The 16,448-nt window shown below is 69.4% G+C and carries 20 protein-coding genes and 1 pseudogene; 12 read left to right on the forward strand and 9 right to left on the reverse strand.

The window, feature by feature from the left end; genetic code table 11:
• Nucleotides 1-13: 13 nt before the first annotated feature.
• Together ACFWV3_RS33870 and ACFWV3_RS33875 are read right to left on the reverse strand one after the other, a co-directional pair.
• Nucleotides 14-541, reverse strand: coding sequence for a YbaB/EbfC family nucleoid-associated protein (locus ACFWV3_RS33870; protein WP_382417397.1), 528 nt, complete (start codon nt 539-541; stop codon nt 14-16).
• Nucleotides 542-685: 144 nt separating this feature from the next.
• A complete protein-coding gene (locus ACFWV3_RS33875; RefSeq protein ID WP_382417399.1) occupies nt 686-1,060 on the reverse strand; it encodes an FKBP-type peptidyl-prolyl cis-trans isomerase in 375 nt (124 codons plus the stop codon).
• A gap of 173 nt (nt 1,061-1,233) precedes the next feature.
• On the opposite strand from ACFWV3_RS33875, the gene ACFWV3_RS33880 reads away from it, so the two are divergent.
• A complete protein-coding gene (locus ACFWV3_RS33880) occupies nt 1,234-2,040 on the forward strand; it encodes a S1 family peptidase (RefSeq protein ID WP_382417401.1) in 807 nt (268 codons plus the stop codon).
• A 56-nt stretch (nt 2,041-2,096) separates the two neighbouring features.
• The gene (locus ACFWV3_RS33885) at nt 2,097-4,046 is read left to right on the forward strand and encodes a beta-propeller domain-containing protein (RefSeq protein ID WP_382417403.1); all 1,950 of its coding nucleotides are present in this window, start codon (nt 2,097-2,099) and stop codon (nt 4,044-4,046) included.
• Here ACFWV3_RS33885 and ACFWV3_RS33890 read toward each other — a convergent pair.
• Both ACFWV3_RS33890 and ACFWV3_RS33895 read right to left on the reverse strand, forming a co-directional pair.
• On the reverse strand, nt 4,036-4,794 hold the full coding sequence (locus ACFWV3_RS33890) for an EI24 domain-containing protein (protein WP_382417405.1): 759 nt from the start codon (nt 4,792-4,794) through the stop codon (nt 4,036-4,038). The two genes, ACFWV3_RS33885 and ACFWV3_RS33890, sit on opposite strands and share 11 nt — an antisense overlap.
• A gap of 48 nt (nt 4,795-4,842) precedes the next feature.
• Complete coding sequence (locus ACFWV3_RS33895; RefSeq protein WP_382417407.1) at nt 4,843-5,592, reverse strand: GNAT family N-acetyltransferase; 750 nt, start codon at nt 5,590-5,592, stop codon at nt 4,843-4,845.
• Between the two features lie 61 nt (nt 5,593-5,653).
• Here ACFWV3_RS33895 and ACFWV3_RS33900 point away from each other — a divergent pair, with 61 nt between their 5' ends.
• Nucleotides 5,654-6,019, forward strand: coding sequence for a hypothetical protein (locus tag ACFWV3_RS33900; protein WP_382417409.1), 366 nt, complete (start codon nt 5,654-5,656; stop codon nt 6,017-6,019).
• Here ACFWV3_RS33900 and ACFWV3_RS33905 read toward each other — a convergent pair.
• Together ACFWV3_RS33905 and ACFWV3_RS33910 are read right to left on the reverse strand one after the other, a co-directional pair.
• Complete coding sequence (locus ACFWV3_RS33905; RefSeq protein WP_382417411.1) at nt 5,990-6,922, reverse strand: YihY/virulence factor BrkB family protein; 933 nt, start codon at nt 6,920-6,922, stop codon at nt 5,990-5,992. The genes ACFWV3_RS33900 and ACFWV3_RS33905 overlap by 30 nt on opposite strands.
• Nucleotides 6,909-7,097: a hypothetical protein gene (locus ACFWV3_RS33910; RefSeq protein WP_382417413.1), complete on the reverse strand. Its 189-nt coding sequence runs from the start codon at nt 7,095-7,097 to the stop codon at nt 6,909-6,911. Before ACFWV3_RS33910 ends, ACFWV3_RS33905 begins: the two co-directional genes overlap by 14 nt.
• 95 nt (nt 7,098-7,192) lie before the next feature.
• Here ACFWV3_RS33910 and ACFWV3_RS33915 point away from each other — a divergent pair, with 95 nt between their 5' ends.
• Nucleotides 7,193-8,794 carry a hypothetical protein gene (locus tag ACFWV3_RS33915; protein ID WP_382417415.1) on the forward strand — a complete coding sequence of 534 codons (1,602 nt, stop codon included), beginning with the start codon at nt 7,193-7,195 and terminating at the stop codon, nt 8,792-8,794.
• 2 nt (nt 8,795-8,796) lie between these two features.
• On the opposite strand, the gene ACFWV3_RS33920 is transcribed toward ACFWV3_RS33915, so the two are convergent.
• Entirely contained in the window at nt 8,797-9,939 is a 1,143-nt protein-coding gene (locus ACFWV3_RS33920) for a cysteine desulfurase-like protein (protein ID WP_382417417.1), read from the reverse strand.
• Nucleotides 9,940-10,078: 139 nt separating this feature from the next.
• On the opposite strand from ACFWV3_RS33920, the gene ACFWV3_RS33925 reads away from it, so the two are divergent.
• The 3 genes and pseudogenes from ACFWV3_RS33925 to ACFWV3_RS33935 all read left to right on the forward strand — a co-directional run bounded on the left by ACFWV3_RS33925 (nt 10,079) and on the right by ACFWV3_RS33935 (nt 11,868).
• Entirely contained in the window at nt 10,079-10,582 is a 504-nt protein-coding gene (locus ACFWV3_RS33925; RefSeq protein ID WP_382417419.1) for a DinB family protein, read from the forward strand.
• A gap of 128 nt (nt 10,583-10,710) precedes the next feature.
• Nucleotides 10,711-11,103, forward strand: a pseudogene (locus tag ACFWV3_RS33930) (DUF6359 domain-containing protein); the annotation flags it as partial.
• A complete protein-coding gene (locus tag ACFWV3_RS33935) occupies nt 11,089-11,868 on the forward strand; it encodes an endonuclease I family protein (protein ID WP_382417554.1) in 780 nt (259 codons plus the stop codon). The pseudogene ACFWV3_RS33930 and the gene ACFWV3_RS33935, both read left to right, overlap by 15 nt.
• Here ACFWV3_RS33935 and ACFWV3_RS33940 read toward each other — a convergent pair.
• Nucleotides 11,855-12,301, reverse strand: a complete 447-nt coding sequence (locus tag ACFWV3_RS33940) for an NUDIX domain-containing protein (protein WP_382417421.1) — start codon at nt 12,299-12,301, stop codon at nt 11,855-11,857. The two genes, ACFWV3_RS33935 and ACFWV3_RS33940, sit on opposite strands and share 14 nt — an antisense overlap.
• 25 nt (nt 12,302-12,326) lie before the next feature.
• Here ACFWV3_RS33940 and ACFWV3_RS33945 point away from each other — a divergent pair, with 25 nt between their 5' ends.
• Both ACFWV3_RS33945 and ACFWV3_RS33950 read left to right on the forward strand, forming a co-directional pair.
• Nucleotides 12,327-13,385, forward strand: a complete 1,059-nt coding sequence (locus ACFWV3_RS33945) for a DNA polymerase IV (RefSeq protein WP_382417423.1) — start codon at nt 12,327-12,329, stop codon at nt 13,383-13,385.
• Nucleotides 13,386-13,416: 31 nt separating this feature from the next.
• Entirely contained in the window at nt 13,417-13,629 is a 213-nt protein-coding gene (locus ACFWV3_RS33950) for a hypothetical protein (RefSeq protein WP_382417425.1), read from the forward strand.
• Nucleotides 13,630-13,786: 157 nt separating this feature from the next.
• On the opposite strand, the gene ACFWV3_RS33955 is transcribed toward ACFWV3_RS33950, so the two are convergent.
• Nucleotides 13,787-13,960 (reverse strand): hypothetical protein, encoded by a 174-nt coding sequence (locus ACFWV3_RS33955; RefSeq protein WP_382417426.1) that lies wholly within the window; start codon nt 13,958-13,960, stop codon nt 13,787-13,789.
• 159 nt (nt 13,961-14,119) lie between these two features.
• Between ACFWV3_RS33955 and ACFWV3_RS33960 the strand changes: the two genes are divergently transcribed.
• The 3 genes from ACFWV3_RS33960 to ACFWV3_RS33970 all read left to right on the forward strand — a co-directional run bounded on the left by ACFWV3_RS33960 (nt 14,120) and on the right by ACFWV3_RS33970 (nt 16,395).
• The gene (locus tag ACFWV3_RS33960; protein WP_382417427.1) at nt 14,120-14,947 is read left to right on the forward strand and encodes a hypothetical protein; all 828 of its coding nucleotides are present in this window, start codon (nt 14,120-14,122) and stop codon (nt 14,945-14,947) included.
• Nucleotides 14,948-15,173: 226 nt separating this feature from the next.
• The gene (locus ACFWV3_RS33965; RefSeq protein WP_382417428.1) at nt 15,174-15,359 is read left to right on the forward strand and encodes a DUF397 domain-containing protein; all 186 of its coding nucleotides are present in this window, start codon (nt 15,174-15,176) and stop codon (nt 15,357-15,359) included.
• Between the two features lie 229 nt (nt 15,360-15,588).
• On the forward strand, nt 15,589-16,395 hold the full coding sequence (locus ACFWV3_RS33970; protein ID WP_382417429.1) for a helix-turn-helix domain-containing protein: 807 nt from the start codon (nt 15,589-15,591) through the stop codon (nt 16,393-16,395).
• The last annotated feature ends 53 nt before the right edge of the window (nt 16,396-16,448 follow it).

The following is a 16,448-nucleotide window of genomic DNA, read 5'->3' on the forward strand; positions in this document are numbered from 1 at the left end:
GCGGACAGGACGATCAGGTGAGCACGGACTCCCCGCCGAAGTCGTCGTCGTCGGACGGCGGCCTGCGGCGCGGGGGAGGCGGTGGCGTCGGGCGGGCGGGCGGCGGTGCGTCGTCCTCCACCCGGAAGTTGATCTCGTTGCGGTCGTACGGCGTCCGCGTCGGCTCCTCGGCGGGAGGCGCCGGGAAGTTCTTCCTGGCCTCGTTGAACAGGACGTTGGCGGTCTCGTCCTGCGTGCCGATGGTCTCGGCCATGGCCTCCTGCAGCAGCTCGGGAATCCGGGACTGCGCGCGCTGCAGCAGCCTCATGATCTCGCCGCTGACCTCGGACATGCGCTTGCCGGCGGCCGACTCGTTGATCACGAGGTTCTGCAGGATCCCGTTGGACCCGACGGTGAGCTCGACGGAACCGTCCGAGGACCGCTCGGAGATCGTCATCCCCTGGACCCGCGTCGCCATCTCCTGGTAGCGGGCGGCACGTTCCTGGATGTTCTGGTTCCAGTTCGCGAGCATCTGCTCGGACCCGGCGATGTCCTCGGGCACCGGTCTTTCCTCCCCAGCTTGCGGCGGACTCAAAGGATGACGCAGCCGGACGGGATCCCGTTCCACCCCGGCGGCAAATAGGCCGTGCAGACCAACGGCGTCCCACCGAACGAACCAGTGGGACGCCGCGGAGTCAAGCTGGAGTCAGTTCACGCCGAGCAGGTCTACGACGAAGATCAGCGTCTCGTTCGGCTTGATCACGCCACCGGCGCCGCGCGCGCCGTAGCCCAGGTGCGGCGGGATGACCAGCTTCCGGCGGCCACCGACCTTCATGCCCTGGACGCCCTGGTCCCAGCCCTGGATGACGCGGCCGCCGCCGAGCGGGAACTGGAACGCCTCGCCGCGGTCCCAGGACGCGTCGAACTGCTCGCCGGTCGAGTGCGAGACGCCGACGTAGTGCACGGACACGAACTGCCCTGCCGTGGCCTCCGGACCGTCGCCGACGGTGATGTCCTCGATGAGCAGGTCGGCGGGCGCCGGGCCGTCGTGCGGGTCGACCTCAGGCTTCGTGGGGGCCATCACAGACTTCCTCTCGGAACGGGGTTGTTCGCGGTCGATCCAATCACGCGCGTGTGAGGACGGCCGAATGGCCTACGCGGACCAGCCCTACCCGGTGCCCGCGCGCTCGTGTCTTCCTTTTAAGCACCCACCGGCCCTGCACCGGCGGGTCACAACAGAAGAAGGAGACGATCATGGCGGCAACCCTGCACCGCCTCCGGTCCCTGCTCGGTGCGGCACTGGCGGCGGCGACGCTGTCCATGGCCTGCGTCAGCGTGGCCGAAGCAGCTCCGGTCCCCACCGCCGACGGCGAGTTCGGCACCCAGATCGTCGGTGGCACGCGCGCGAGCACGTCCACCTACCCCTGGGTCGTCTACCTCGCCACCAGCAGCGGTTTCCAGTACTGCGGCGGCACTCTCGTCGCTCCCAACAAGGTCGTCACGGCGGCGCACTGCACCGTGGGCGACTCGGCGTCGGCGGTCCGCGTCGTGGCCGGTCGTGACGACAAGAACTCCACCGCGGGCGTCACCGCCAGGGTCACCAAGATCTGGATCCACCCGAGCTACCGCGACGTGACGCGGGGCTACGACGTCTCCGTGCTCACCCTCGACCGCAACCTCTCGCAGACCCCGCTGCCGTTCGCCACGTCGTCGGACAGCGGCCTCTACGCCGCCGGCACCAGCTCGCGGATCCTCGGCTGGGGGACGACGTCGTCCGGTGGTTCGGCCTCGCGCTACCTGCTCACCGCCACCGTGCCGCTGACGAGCAGCTCGTCCTGCTCCAGCTCGTACGGCAGCGACTTCAACGCGACCCACATGGTGTGCGCCGGCTACGCGCAGGGCGGCACCGACACCTGCCAGGGCGACTCCGGCGGCCCGCTCGTGGCCGGCGGCAAGCTGATCGGCATCACGTCGTGGGGCGAGGGCTGCGCGGCGGCCGGGTACCCCGGCGTCTACACCCGCGTCGCCACCTACGCGGCGCAGATCCAGGCTCAGCTGTAAGGGCGAAAGCCGGGAAGGCGGGCAACCCTTCCCGGCTCCGCTTCCGTCCTCACACCATGAACGGCAAGAAGCTGTGGGCCGGCGCCGCCGTGCTGGCCGTCGCCGGAGTGTGCGTGAGCTCCGCGGTGAGGGACGAGACCCTCGCTCCACCACCGGTCGCCGACTACGGACCGGTACGCCTCGTCGCGTTCGACTCGTGCGACAACGCGGTCACCGAACTGCGCCGCGCCATGGCCCCGTACGTCGGCCCGTACGGCCTCGCGAGCGGCCGGTTCATGACGATGGAGAGCTCGGCATCGGACACCAGCGCGGGGGTCGCGCAGAAGAGCGTGCCCGACGCGATGCCCGCCACCCCGCCCCAGCCGCAGCAGGACCACTCGACGACCAACGTCCACGAGCAGGGCGTCGACGAGCCGGACATCGTGAAGACGGACGGGAAACGCGTCTTCTCGATCGCCGACGGCAAGCTGCGCGTGGTCGACGTGGCGTCGAAGACCATCTCCGGCACCGTCGACCTCGGCGAGCGGCGGGCGACGCAGCTGCTGGTCTCCGGCGACCGCGCGCTGGTGGTCACCGACAACCCGGTGCCGATCACGAAGCCGACGCGCCCCGGCCGGCCGTCGTTCGCGCCCGAGTCCGGCACCGAGCTCGTCCTCGTGGATCTCCGGGGGCTCAAGGAGATCAGCAGCCTCAAGGTCGACGGCTCCTACCTCGACGCCCGGCAGATCGGCGGCACCGCCCGCGTCGTCGTCCGCTCGCAGCCGCGCATCCCGTGGGTGTACCCGGACGAGACGACGAACGACGCGGGATCGTTGCGCCGCAACAGGGAGATCCTGCAGAACGAGCCCATCTCGTCGTGGCTGCCGCGCTACGAGCTGGACGAGCGGGGCGCGAAGTCGACCGGCACCCTGGTCGACTGCGCGAACGTCAGCCGCCCGTCCGCGCCGAGCGGGACGTCGATGCTGACCGTGCTCTCGTTCGAGCTCTCCGGCCAGCTCGGCACCGGCAAGCCCGTCTCGATCGTGGCCGACGGCGACACGGTCTACGGCACCGACCGCACCCTCTACGTCGCCGACGACCACCGCCTGCTGCCGGAGCTCCCGGGGAAGCCCCCGGTGCAGCGCCCGGCCACGACGGCGATCCACCAGTTCGACATCAGCCAGGCGGGACCGCCGAAGCACGTCGCGTCCGGTGAGGTCGGCGGCACGCTGCTGAACCAGTACTCGTTGTCGGAGCACGAGGGGGTCCTCCGCGTGGCAACGACCACCGGCAACGCGGGACAGTGCTGCTGGCGCGTGCCGCCGGAGATCGCGCCCCGCGATCCGCAGCCGTCCGAAAGCTTCGTCACGACGTTGCGGCGACAGGGGAACGCGCTCGCGAAGGTCGGTCAGGTCGGTGGCCTGGGCAAGGGCGAGAAGATCTACAGCGTCCGCTTCATCGGCCGCACGGGCTACGTCGTCACGTTCCGCCAGACCGACCCGCTCTACACGCTGGACCTCAGCGTTCCCGAACAGCCCAGGGTCACCGGCGAGCTGAAGATCACCGGCTTCTCCGCCTACCTGCACCCCGCGGGCGACGGCAGGCTGATCGGCGTCGGCCAGGAGGCGACGGACCAGGGCCGCACCACGGGAACGCAGGTGTCGCTGTTCGACGTGAGCAACCCCGCGGCACCGCGCCGGCTCGCGCAGCACCACCTGCCGAACTCGGCCTCCGAGGCCCAGGTCGACCCGCACGCGTTCCTGTTCTGGCCCCAGGACGGCACCCTGGTCGTCCCGGTGCAGAACTACCGGACGAACTACGAGGTGTCGTCACTGGTGCTGAAGGTCGAGGGCGACCAGCTGCGCGACGCGGGGAAGATCGTCGAGCCGGAGAGCCAGAACTACGGCGCAGGCCAGCGACGCACCATCGTGATCGGCGACCAGCTGTGGTCGATCTCGATGGGAGGCGTGCAGATCAACGCGCGCAACGGGTTGGCTCAGCAGGCCTGGCTGCCGTTCACGCAGTAGTGGCGCGGTCCCCGGTGAGCAGGCGGTGCGCCAGCACCGTGCCGCCTGCCATCGCCGCCGGGATCACGACCAACGCGGCCAGCGGGATCAGGCACAGCAGGTAGGTCGGCACGGCGAACCCGAGCACCATCGACCGGCGCGTGGCGAGGATCTGCCTGCGCTGCTTGAACGTCCGGCCGCGGCGGGTGAACGGGATGCCGGTCAGCTCTATGCCGAGCAGGTAGGCGTTGATGCAGACACCCAGCACGGGCACGACGGTCTGCCCGACGACGGGGATGAAACCGCAGAGGAACAACGGGATCGCGAACAGCACGGACACGCCGACCAGCAGGATCGTGCTGCGCAGGCCCACGACGAACCCGCGCCAGAAGCCGACCTGCTCGGTCCCGGGCACGCCGCCGAGCTCGTCCTCGACCTCCTCGGCGATGTACTCGTAGAACGGGCCGCCGATCATCAGCGTGATCGCGGTGAACAGCAGCACGCTCAGCCCGAGCACCGCCGCGATCACCGAGATCCCGACGGCGACCTGGACGACGTTCTTCGCGGTGTCGCTCCACGAGTCGGCGAAGCCGGTCAGCCAGTCGGCGATCGAGTCGATGTTGGTGGCCAGCAGCGTCCAGCCGACGATCATCAGCACGACCGTGATCACCGCGGGCAACGCCCCGACGAGCACGCGCTTGGGTGAGCTGAACACCAGCCTGAACCCGCGCAGCAGCAGTCCGAACCCGGCCCCGAAGTCCTTGATCACGGCCGCAGGATAGTCGGTGCGGGAGCTCCGCGAGGCATTTCGTCCGGTTCAGGCGGGCGGTGCGGCGATGCAGGCCGTTCCGACACGGCGGAACCCGACGCGTTCGTACACCCGTGCGACGTCCAGGCTGCCCGCCGACAGGAAGACCAGCTCCGCGCCCCTGTCCAGGGCGTCGCGCGCGAGCCCGGCCGTGACCGCGGCGCCGAGTCCACGCCGGCGGGCCGCCGGCAGAGTGCCGATGCCCACGATCTCGACGACGTCACCGGCCCGTTGCGCGGTGCCGACCGCCAGCACGCCCTCACCCGGCAGGTCGGCCACCGCGTGCCGGTGCCGGGTGCTCGTCGGGGTCGCCTCCGCGAGCGCCGCGTCCCGTTCCGCGATGCCCGCCTCGCCCTTCTCCGTGCCGGGGGACGAGAACGCGAGCTCCGCCACGACCGGCACCTCGGCCGGCCGGGTGTCGAGCACGCGGACGTGCGGGTGCGGTTCCGGCAGCTTCTCGGGGTCGAGCACCATCAACGGCGCTGGGAGCACCTCCAAGCCTGCCTCGACGGCCACGGCGAGAAGGCCGGGGGTCGTCTCGTGCACCCACTCGAACGCCTCGGGCACGCCCAGCTCGCGCTGCCGTTCGCGCACCGCCAGCACGTCGGCGAGCGCCGGGGCCCCACCGGGGAACCGGGGCCGCGCGTAGAACGGGTAGCCGTCGCCGGCCTGGAGGAACAGCACGAGCTCGCCGTGGTCCTCGACGCGAGATCCCGGTCGGGGCACGGAGTCGTAAAAGCTTTCGAGAACGTCCCACACGGACGATCACGCTAGCTACCTTGGGCGGTATGAGGCACGGCAATTTCCGCAGCGGTCCGTCATGAGGGCACTGGCGGTCCTGGCCGCCCTGGTGCTGCTCCTCGGGGGCTGCGGCGACGACTCCGGCGACCGGTTCGTCCGCCCCGGCGCGCCGAAGAACTCGCCCAGCGGGAAGTTCGTCGCGCACGCCGAGAGCGCGAGCGAGGTCCGGGTGACCGACCGCAACGGCGGTGACGTGTTCCGCAAGTCCTACGAGTACGCCACGAGCTCGCGCGCCGACGGCATCGGGGTGGTGTGGCTGGAGAAGAAGGACCAGCTGTGGGTGCTGGTCCCCGGCGACACGAGCGAGCGCGTCGAGGCGGGCCCCGACGGGGTGTGGACAGCGGTCGAGGCCGAGCTACCCGGGGAGATCACGCGGCTGGGGTGAGGCGTCCTCCTCGCCCTCCGCGAGCCGGCGGCCGCGTTCCAGCTCCGCGTCGAACTCGGCGCCCAGCAGCACCGCGATGTTCGAGATCCACAGCCACACCAGGAAGACGATCACGCCACCCAGCGAGCCGTAGGTCTTGTTGTACGACGCGAAGTTCGCCACGTAGACCGCGAAGCCGACGGTCGCGAGCGCCCACAGCACGATCGCGAGCAGGCTGCCCGGCGTGACCCAGCGGAAGCCCGGCTGCCGCACGTTCGGCGCGGCCCAGTAGAGGACCGCGAGCGCGAGGCTCACGAGCAGCAGGATGACCGGCCACTTCACGACGTCCCAGACGGTGACGACGGTGTCGCCGAGCCCGATGGCGTTGCCCACGGTGTCCGCCACACCGCCGGTCAGCACGAGCGCGCCGAGGGTGAGCGACACGAGCACGACCGAGCCGAGCGTCAGCCCGAGGCGCAGGGGCACGGTCTTCCAGAACGGGCGGCCCTCCTCGACGTCGTAGACGACGTTGCACGCGCGCATGAACGCGCCGAGGTAGCCCGATGCCGTCCAGAGGGCCGTCAGCAGACCGATGATGCCGAGCAGGCCGGCCGCGTTCTGGCTCTTCTGCAGTTCCTCGATCGACGACTTCACCAGCTGGCCGGCCTCGCCGGGGGCGACCTCGTCGACGTACTTGATGAGCTCCTGAGTCGTCGTGTCGCCGAGCAGGGCGAGCACGGACGTGAGCACGATGATGCCGGGGAACAGCGAGAGCACCGCGTAGTAAGTCAGCGCGGCGGCCCAGTCCGTCAGGTTGTCGTCGTTGAACTCTTTGACGGTTCGTTTGAGCACGCCCCACCAAGCGCTCTTGGGCAGCTTGGTGGGGCTCTCGACCTCGTCGACAGCCGGTTTACCTGCGGGCACGGCGACGCCAGCTGAACGACCGTGTGCCGGTGCCGACCCCGGCGAGGTGCAGCGCGAGGAGGAGCAGGCCGAGCAGGAGCAGCGTGTTGCCCGTGATGACGTCGCCGAGCCCGGCCTTCGCGAGGTCCAGGATCAGGGCTAAACCGAACGCGATCGCGGCGATGATGGCGAGCATTGTGTCTCCACCTCCGTATTGGGTGAGGTGCGGATACCCGTTTCGATAGGGGTGAAGCGCGCCGTTCGGAGCAATGGACGTGTCATGATCGGACCGTGGACCTCCAGCGCTGGCAAGCGGCCGCGGTTCCGTGGTGGGTGACCAGGGTCGGGCTCGTCGGAGGGTGGGCCGTCGCCTTCTACTTCGCGGCGAGCGCGAACGACGCTCCGTGCACGGCCGCCCAGCCGTGCGTGCCGGACCCGTTGTTCTCGCTCGCGGTGGTCCCGCTGCTGGCCACGCCGTTGCTGCTGCTGTTCGGCCGGGTGCTCACGGGCTGCGCGATGGGTGTGGTGTTCGGTGCGCTGGACATCGTCCTCGACGGCAGCGCGGCGTCGAATGTCGCGTTCGGACTGCACGCCGCCGCGTGTGCCGTGGTGGCGGCGTGGACCGCGAGGTCGCGGGCGGACCAGCACGAGGCGGCGGGGTCGACGGTCGTCTCCCTGCCGGACATGCCGCCGCAGCGCGGAGTTCTCCGGATCGTCGCCGTGCTGCTCGTCGTGTTCGGGTTCCTGACGTTCGTGCAGTACGACATCACCAACAGCGAGATCGAGCGGCACGTCGCGAAGGCCAGCCGGGTCGAGGCCGAGGTCGTCGAGGTCAAGGACACCTACGAGGTGTGGGTGCAGCTGCCGGACGAGCAGCGCGCCGGGTTCGAGCCGCTCGCGCCGGAGAGCTACCAGGTCGGCGACTCGGTGCCGGTGCTGGCGGACGGCACGTGGGTGCGGATGGAGAACGAGCCCGAGGACGTCACGTGGTGGCTCACGCTCGGTGGCGCCGCGGTGTTCTTCGCCATCATGCTGGCCGCCCGGGAACGCCGCCGCCGTTCGCTGTGGAGCGGACCGGTCAAGGCCGTCCGGGTGCAGGCGGTCCCCATCGGACCGCGCCGGGTCCTGTTGCGGCACGACAAGGCCGACGTCGCCACCGTCACCACCCTCGCCGACCTCGGCCTGGAGGAGCCGCTCTACCACGACACCGAGCAGTTCGGCCGGGTCTGGCGCGGCGAGGAGGACCCGCCGGTGCAGCTCGACCCCGCCGAGGTCCTCGTGGCGGGCGAGTGGCACCACGGCGGCCAGGTCGCGTTGCTGCTCGACGGCGAGGTGGTGGCGACGAGCACGCTCAGCCGCGTCCGGCCGCGCCACACCGTCCACAGTGCACACCTGCCGGGGGAACCGGTCACCGCGGGCACCCCGGTCGACCTGCCGCACGCCGTGTGGCCGGGCGACCGCCGCCGGACCGAGGGAGCGGTGCTGCTGCTCGCCGCCGCCGGTGCGCTGGTCGCGCTGAAGTACTACCCGGACCTCATCGTGCTGGCGTTGATCGGCGTGCAGTGCGTGCTGTCGGCGGTGACGCGGTTCCAGCCGATGCTGCGCCTCGACCACGGCTCGGTCGTGCTCTACACCGGCATCTGGACCTACCGCGTGCCGTGGGCGCAGCTGCACGGCGTGCGCCGGTCAGGGCCGCAGCTCATGCTCGCGTTCGGCCCGCACGGCGACGTGCTCACGACACCGCAGCTGCCGGACAGGCAGGCGGGCGAGAAGCTGATGTGGGCGCGCGCCCGCTCGTTGGTCGCGGAGCACCACGGCGAGCGGGTGACCCGCCGGCTCAACGTCAGCGTGTTCGTCGGGCTCGCCTACGCGGCGCTCGTGCTGTTCGTCTGACGCTATTTCAGGCGGGCCACGGCTTGGAGCAGACGGTCCACATCGGACTCGTCGGTGTACGGCCCGATGCCCGCCCGCACCGCGCCCTTGTCGCCGAGCCCGAGCCAGCGCGAGCACTCGAGCGCGTAGAAGTGGCCCGCCGGCGCGTTGACGCCCTCGGCGCCGAGCCGGCGGTACACCTCGGCCGGCTCCAGCCCGTCGACCGAGAACAGCACGGTCGGCGTGCGCGACGACGCCTTGCTGTAGATGCGCGCGCCGAGCTCCAGCAGGCCGGTCTCCAGCTTCTCGCGCAGTCCCAGCTCGTGGTCCTCCAGACCGTCGAGACCGCGCATGAACTCGACGGCCGCGGTCGTCCCGGCCAGCAGCTCGTAGGGCAGCGTGCCCAGCTCGAACCGTTCCGGCACGGCGTTGGTCGAGGGCAGCAGCTTGTCCGGCCGCAACGTCTCCAGCAGCTCCGGTGCCGCCGCCAGCACGCCGAGGTGGGGGCCGAGGAACTTGTACGGCGAGCACACGAAGAAGTCGGCGTCCAACGCCTCGACGTCGACCGGGATGTGCGGGGTGTAGTGCACGCCGTCGACGTAGACGAAGGCCGCCATCTCGTGCGCCGCCCGTGCGATCTCCGCGACGTTCGGCCGGGTGCCGAGGAGGTTGGACGCGGCCGTGATCGCGACGACGCGCGTGCGGTCGGACAGCAGCTTCGTGACGGCCTCGACGGGCAGCTCACCGGTCGTGCGGTCGAACGGCGCCCACCGCACGGTGGCCCTGGCCGCCTCCGCCGCCTGCACCCACGGCCGAATGTTCGCGTCGTGGTCGATCCTGGTCACGATGATCTCGTCGCCCGGCCGCCAGTTCTTCGCGAGCGTGCGGGCGAAGTCGTAGGTCAGCTGGGTCATGCTGCGCCCGAACACGATGCTGCCCGCGTTGAGGAACTCCGCCATCGTGGAGCGGGCCTTCCGCACGATCTCCTCGGCCCGGCGTTCGGCGGCCGTGACGGAGCCGCGGTTGGCGACCGCCGAGGTCAGCGCGTCCCTGACCGCCTCGCCGACGACGTCCGGGACCTGCGCCCCGCCCGGTCCGTCGAAGTGCGCGGCGCCCTCGCGCAACGCGGGGAAGTGGGCGCGGACAGCTGCGACGTCGTAGGCCATGGCCTCATCGTGCTGGAGCACCCGCGGATTGCGAAAGGATCAGCCGTAGGGTCATCACCTGTTCGGTCGCCGGTCTGCCGGACATCTCCAGGACATCTCAGGACAGTGGATGTCCGCGTGCGGTCCTACGGTCGTCGGCATGGACTGGAACAAGCAGTTGACGGACCAGCTGGAATGGCACTGGAACGTGCAGTTGCGGCCGCGTCTCGAAGGGCTGACCGACGAGGAGTACCTCTGGGAGCCGGTGGCCGACACGTGGACGGTCCGGCCGCCCGGCGGGATCGACTGGGAGTACCCGCCGCCCGACCCCGCGCCGGTGACCACGATCGCGTGGCGGCTGGCGCACGTGACGGTGGGCGTGTTCGCGATGCGGTCGGCGTCGCACTTCGGCGGTCCGCCGGCCGACTACGCGACCTGGCAGTTCGCGGCCGGCGCCGACGAGGCGTTGAAGCAGCTCGACGACGCCTACGAGACGTGGATGGCCGGCGCGCGCAAGGCGGACCTCTCGGTTCCCGTCGGTCCGGCGGAGGGACCGTTCGCGCCGGAACCGATGGCGACTCTCGTGCTGCACATCAACCGCGAGGTGATCCACCACGGTGCCGAGATCTCCCTGCTTCGCGATCTCTACCTGCGGAAGTCGTGACTTCGGCGCCGGCGGCGACTTGACGTTGACCGACCTCTGGTCGTCCTGTTGCCGTGACCGCGCGTTAACCGTTCGTTGACCGTGTCCCCTGATCGTGTGGGAAACATCCACACGATCGGGGAGTGCTCATGGCACGGTGGAGTCCACTTGCGTTAGTCGTCGGCCTGTTGGCGGCGGTCGGCCTGTACGGGTCGACCAGCGCCGTGGCCGCTGCTCCGCTCACGGTCGCGCAGGCGATCAACCAGCAGAACGGGGCGTCGGCGACGGTCCGCGGGTACGTCGTCGGGCAGCCCACGGCCACGACGACGGTCATCTGGTCGAACTACCCGAACGACTACGCGCTGGCGCTCGCCGACTCGGCGTCCACCACCAGCACGTCGAGCATGGTCTACGTGCAGATCCCGTCCGCGTTCCGCGCGCAGTGGGGGATGAAGTCGAACCCGTCGCTGCTCGGCAAGCAGATCGACGTGACGGGCACGTTGGGCGCGTACTTCTCGCACGCCGGTCTGACCTCGTCCACGGCGTTCGCGTTCGCCGGCACGACTCCGCCGACGTCCACGACGACCACCACAACAACGACAACGCCACCACCGTCGTCGTGCGAGAGCTACTACACGGCGGCGTGCGGCAAGACCGGTACGGCGTTGAAGTCGGCGTTGAACGGCATCATCAAGAACCAGACCAAGCTGAGCTACGACCAGGTCTGGGACGCGCTGAAGTCCACCGACCAGGACCCGGCCAACTCGAACAACGTGATCCTGCTGTACAGCGGCCGCTCGCAGGCCAAGTCGGCGAACGGCGGCGGGGTCGACGACTGGAACCGCGAGCACGTCTGGGCGAAGTCGCACGGTGACTTCGGCACCGCCACCGGTCCGGGCACCGACGTCCACCACCTGCGGCCCGAGGACGTCTCGGTGAACTCGGCCCGCGGCAACCTGGACTTCGACAACGGCGGCTCCGCGGTCGCCGAGGCACCGGGCAGCTACGCCGACGGCGACTCGTTCGAGCCCCGCGACGCCGTGAAGGGCGACGTCGCGCGCATGCTCTTCTACATGGCCGTGCGCTACGAGGGCAACGACGGCTACGTGAACCTCGAGGTCAACAACTCGGTGTCCAACGGCACGGCGCCGTACATGGGCAAGCTCTCGGTGCTGAAGCAGTGGAGCCAGCAGGACCCGCCGGACGCGTTCGAGAAGCGCCGCAACCAGGTGATCTTCGACAGCTTCCAGCACAACCGGAACCCGTTCATCGACCACCCGGAGTGGGTCGCCGCTATCTGGCCGTGAGTCGTTCGAGGAAGGGGCGTTGCGCGGAGACGATCTTCGCGCTCGCCTCCTCCACCGAGAACCACTGCACGCGGTCGACCTCGGGGAACGTCTTCTTCTGCCCCGACTTGGGCGGCCACTCCATCTCGAACGTGCCGGGCGTGACGCTCTCCGGGTCGAGGTCGCCTTCGAGCGCCCAGACCGTGATGACCTTGCCGGAGCCCTTGGCCTCGCCCAGCGGGAGGAGCTCGCCCTCCGGCACCGGCAGCCCGAGCTCCTCGGCGAACTCGCGCCGCGCGGCCGCCTCCGGGGTCTCGTCCTCGGTGTACTCGCCCTTCGGCACGGACCACGCGCCCGCGTCCTTGCGAGCCCAGAACGGGCCGCCCATGTGCCCCAGCAGCACCTCGAGCTGGGCGGTTCGTCTGAAGAGCAGGATTCCGGCGCTGCGTTTCATACCCCCAGTATCTACTCTGGCCGGCATGGCGGACCGGGTCCTGCACGTGGACCTCGACCAGTTCATCGCGGCGGTCGAGGTGCTGCGCGACCCGTCGTTGCGAGGCCGGCCCGTGGTGGTGGGCGGCAACGGCGACCCGGCCGAGCGCGCGGTCGTGGCCACCGCGTCCTACGAGGCGCGCGAGTTCGGCGTCCGCTCCGGCATGCCGTTGCGCACGGCGTTCAAGAAACTCCCCGACGCCGTCTTCCTGCCCGTGGACCACGCGCTGTACGAGGCGGCGTCGGCGGACGTGATGGCCGTGCTGCGCTCGTTCCCGGTGGTCGTCGAGGTGATGGGCTGGGACGAGGCGTTCGTCGGCGCGTCCGTCGACGACCCGCTCGCGCTGGCCAGGTCGCTGCAGGCGGCGGTGCTGTCGTCGACCGGCCTGCACTGCTCCGTGGGCATCGGCGACAACAAGCTGCGCGCCAAGATCGCCACGGAGTTCGGCAAGCCCGCCGGCGTGTTCGAGCTGACCAGGGACAACTGGGTCGAGGTGATGGGCCACCGGCCGACGTCCGCGCTGTGGGGCGTCGGCGCGAAGACCGAGCGCAAGCTGGCCGAGATGGGCCTGACGACCGTGACGGACCTGGCCCGCGCCTCCGAGGCCGACCTGGCCGCCCGGTTCGGTCCGCGGATGGGCCCGTACTTCCGCTCGCTGGGGCTGGGCGCGGGCGACACGGTCGTGAGCGCGACGCCGTGGGTCGCGAAGTCCCGGTCGCACGAGAAGACCTTCCAGCAGGACCTGACGTCGCTGGACGACATCCGCCGCGAGGTCGTGGCCCTGGCCCACCAGGTGGCGGTTGACGTGGTCGCGGAGGGACGCCCGGTCGTGCGCGTGGGCGTGAAGGTGCGGTTCGCACCGTTCTTCACGAAGGTCCGCCTGATGAAGCTGCCCGCGCCGACGTCGTCCGCATCGGAGCTGGCCGAGGCCGCGCTGGTGGTGCTCGACCGCTTCGAACACGGCCGCGCGGTGAGGCTTCTGGGCGTCCGCGCGGAATTCTCCGGCGACGATGTCGAACCGAAGCCTTCTTCTTCGACGTATTAGTGAGTAGACGCTTCACCGCTAGGAGAAGAAGATGAACACCTCACTGACACATCACGACCGCGCCGTTCTCAGAGCCGTGGCCGACGGCCGGTGCGAGATCACCGGGAGCTCCCTGCTCGTCGACGGCCTGTGCTGCGCCGACCAGTTCGCGGGCCTGCGCCTGCGCACTGCGGGCCTGATCAGCGCTGGTCCAGGCGTTGCCGCACTGACCGACGCCGGCCACGCCCTGCTCGACGCGGCCTGACCGTTCATTTGCGGAAGACCGACATCAGGTACTTGTTCGCGAACCTGTATTTCCCGTCCGGGGTTTTGTACGGCTCGGCGGCGGCCCGGATCTGCGCAGCATCGTGTCCTCGTCTGAATGAATCCGGGGAATGTCGATCGTGAGCTTTTCGAGTGGCTCAGGGGTCTTCGCGCGCCTGCGCCCGCTCGGTCCGCGCACTGCCTGCCCGATCGTGTGCGAAGAACAGCGCGTCGAACGCCGTGACGACGTCGAACGTGCCGTCGTCCCAAGGAAGTTCGCCCAGCGCACGTACGTGGAACCCGGCCTCCGGTGCGGTGGTCCGCGCACCCACTTCCTTGTGGCGGCGCAGAACTAACTGCTACCGCACGCGAGGTCGAGCACGCCTTGCCCGGCTTTACGACCCCACAGGTCGCCTTCCCCGGTCACGTTCCGACCCTGGTCAGCTCCGGGTCGCGGAAATCCGGTCGCCGCGACCCGGATCATGGACCGCATGGGTGTGTTGACGCGCGTGCTGCGATCACTGGGCGGTGAAGAGACGCTGGACCGGCTCGCCGCGTTGTCCGGCAGCGACCTGACCAGCCTGCTGCTTGCCTTGACGCGACGGCGCGCGTCGACGCTGTCCGGACCGGACGTGTTGCGGCAGTACAGGTCTGACCGTTTCGTGGCTCCTTCCGCCGTGCCGTTCTCCGTGCTGCGCGCCGCCGAGGACCGCTTGCTGGCCGCGTTGCCGTCGTCGTTCACCGTGGTGGGGCTGTCGCCCGTGGCCCCCCTCGGAACGTGTGCCGCCGTCGCCGAACAGGACCAGAACAACGTGGTGTCCACGGTGCGCGGCACCGAGGTCGCCGCCGACCCGACCAACGCTCTGGCCCTGGAAGTCGCCGTGCGTCGACAGTCCGGTGCCGACGACGTGCGGCTCGCGGCCGTGCAACGCGTGGTGCGTGCACAGCTCTTCAGCGGCGAGGGCAGGTTCGCACACTTCACGTTGTTCGCGTTGGTCTCGGCTTGGCGCGACCGCGGTTCGCTTTCGTTGGAGCGCCAGCACTTCGCCGAGCACGTCGCGTTCCTGCGCGAGGCGTGCGGCGCCGTCGAGGTGCGCGTGACCGTGCTCGACCCGCGGTTCGAGGTCGTGCGCGGCGACCTGCCCGCCGACCCGTCGCGGAGCACCGGGTACTACCAGGGGCTGTGCTTCAAGGTGTACCGCGACGGGGTGGAGATCGGGGACGGCGGGTTCGTCGACTGGACGGCTCGGTTGACGGGCAACCGCAAGGAGCGGTTGCTGATCACCGGTGTCGGCGTGGACCGGTTCGCGACGCTCTGATTCCACGTCATAGCAACAGGTTCCGCTTCGAGTATGTCCTTGATGTGTCCACTTTTCCTTGTGGCGTAGGCAAACCTCTGGCGGTGTTGATTGGCGACTTTGTTGACCTACTCTGAGCTGTGGCCTCGCGGGTCGGAGGCGTTCCTCCGCCGCCTCCCGGGGTGCACGCGGGTGGCCGGGCCGAGGGCGGTGGGGTTGTGGTCGGGGACCCGTGATGGGAGCGACGATGGCGGCAGAGCTCAGGTGGATCCGAAGCTCCTACAGCAGTGACAGCGGTGCCTCTTGCGTCGAGTGCGCCTCCGGCTCCGGGCGAACCACCTTCGTCCGTGACAGCAAAGATCCATCCGGACCACTTCTGCGGTTCTCCGCAGATGCCTGGTCTGTGTTCGTTGCATCCACGCACCTGCTCTGACCGGCGGATATTCACACGATCGTGCATGTAAGTCGATGCCTGCATGCGTGCCTCTGGCTGGCCAGTAGCATTTTCAAGATGTGCAATCTGCATACAGTCATGCTATGTACGCGCACCTTGCTAAGTGGCAGAATGGTGGTAGGCAGGTTCTTCCTGCCTGCGACCGAGGGGGCGCTGCACCTTGCCAGTTAAGGAGAACGCCGCTGCGCAGCGGCGGAGGCTGCTGGGAGTGCTGAGGCAGGCACGTGAGGACCTCAAGCTCACCCAGGACTCCGTCGCGGAAGCGCTCGACTGGCACAAATCCAAGATCAACCGCATCGAGCAGGGCAAGAGCGGTATCTCGGTCACTGACCTGCGCGCGCTGCTGCTTCATTACGGGATCACCGAGTCGACGCGCGTGAACGAGTTGGTTGATCTCGCGCGTGCGACAAAGCGTCCCGACTGGATGGCGAAGTACCGCGGTCTGCCCAAGGGTTTTGCGCAGTTCGTCGAACTTGAGTCGGTTGCGATCCGCTGTCGGTACGTGCAGACCCTTCTCATCCCCGGCATGCTGCAGACAGTCGGCTACGCCACCGCGATCGTCTCCGGAGGCGGTGGCACCGCGGACGAGGTGAAGAACGGCGTCGACATCCGCATGCACCGCCAGACCCTGGTGGGCCCGGATGGCCCGGAGATGTTCTTCATCATCGACGAGTCCGCGCTCCACCGGACTATTGGGGGTCCCGATGTCATGCGGGAGCAGCTCAACCGCATCAAGGAGCTGGCTGCGACAGAACAGATCAGCATCCAGATCGTGCCCTTCTCGGCGGGAATGCATCCGGCCATGAGGGGCTCGTTCTCCATCCTCGAGTTCAACGAGGTCGAGGAGGACTACTCGTTGTTCCTCGAGGAGCTCTACCAAGAGTCGCTCGTCCAGGACAACTCGGAGGAAGTGCGGAAGTACCTCGCGTACTTCTTCCAGCTCGAGGAGTTCGCTCTACCCGCCAGTGAGACGCCGCGCGTCATCGACGAACGGCTCAAACAGCTAGCAGACTGACCTGTTCGAAGTTGGACGGGTGTCTGCGCCAACAGACACCCGTCCGAAGGCAA

Origin of the sequence: Lentzea sp. NPDC059081 (assembly GCF_042738015.1) — a bacterium.
Lineage (GTDB): Bacteria > Actinomycetota > Actinomycetes > Mycobacteriales > Pseudonocardiaceae > Lentzea.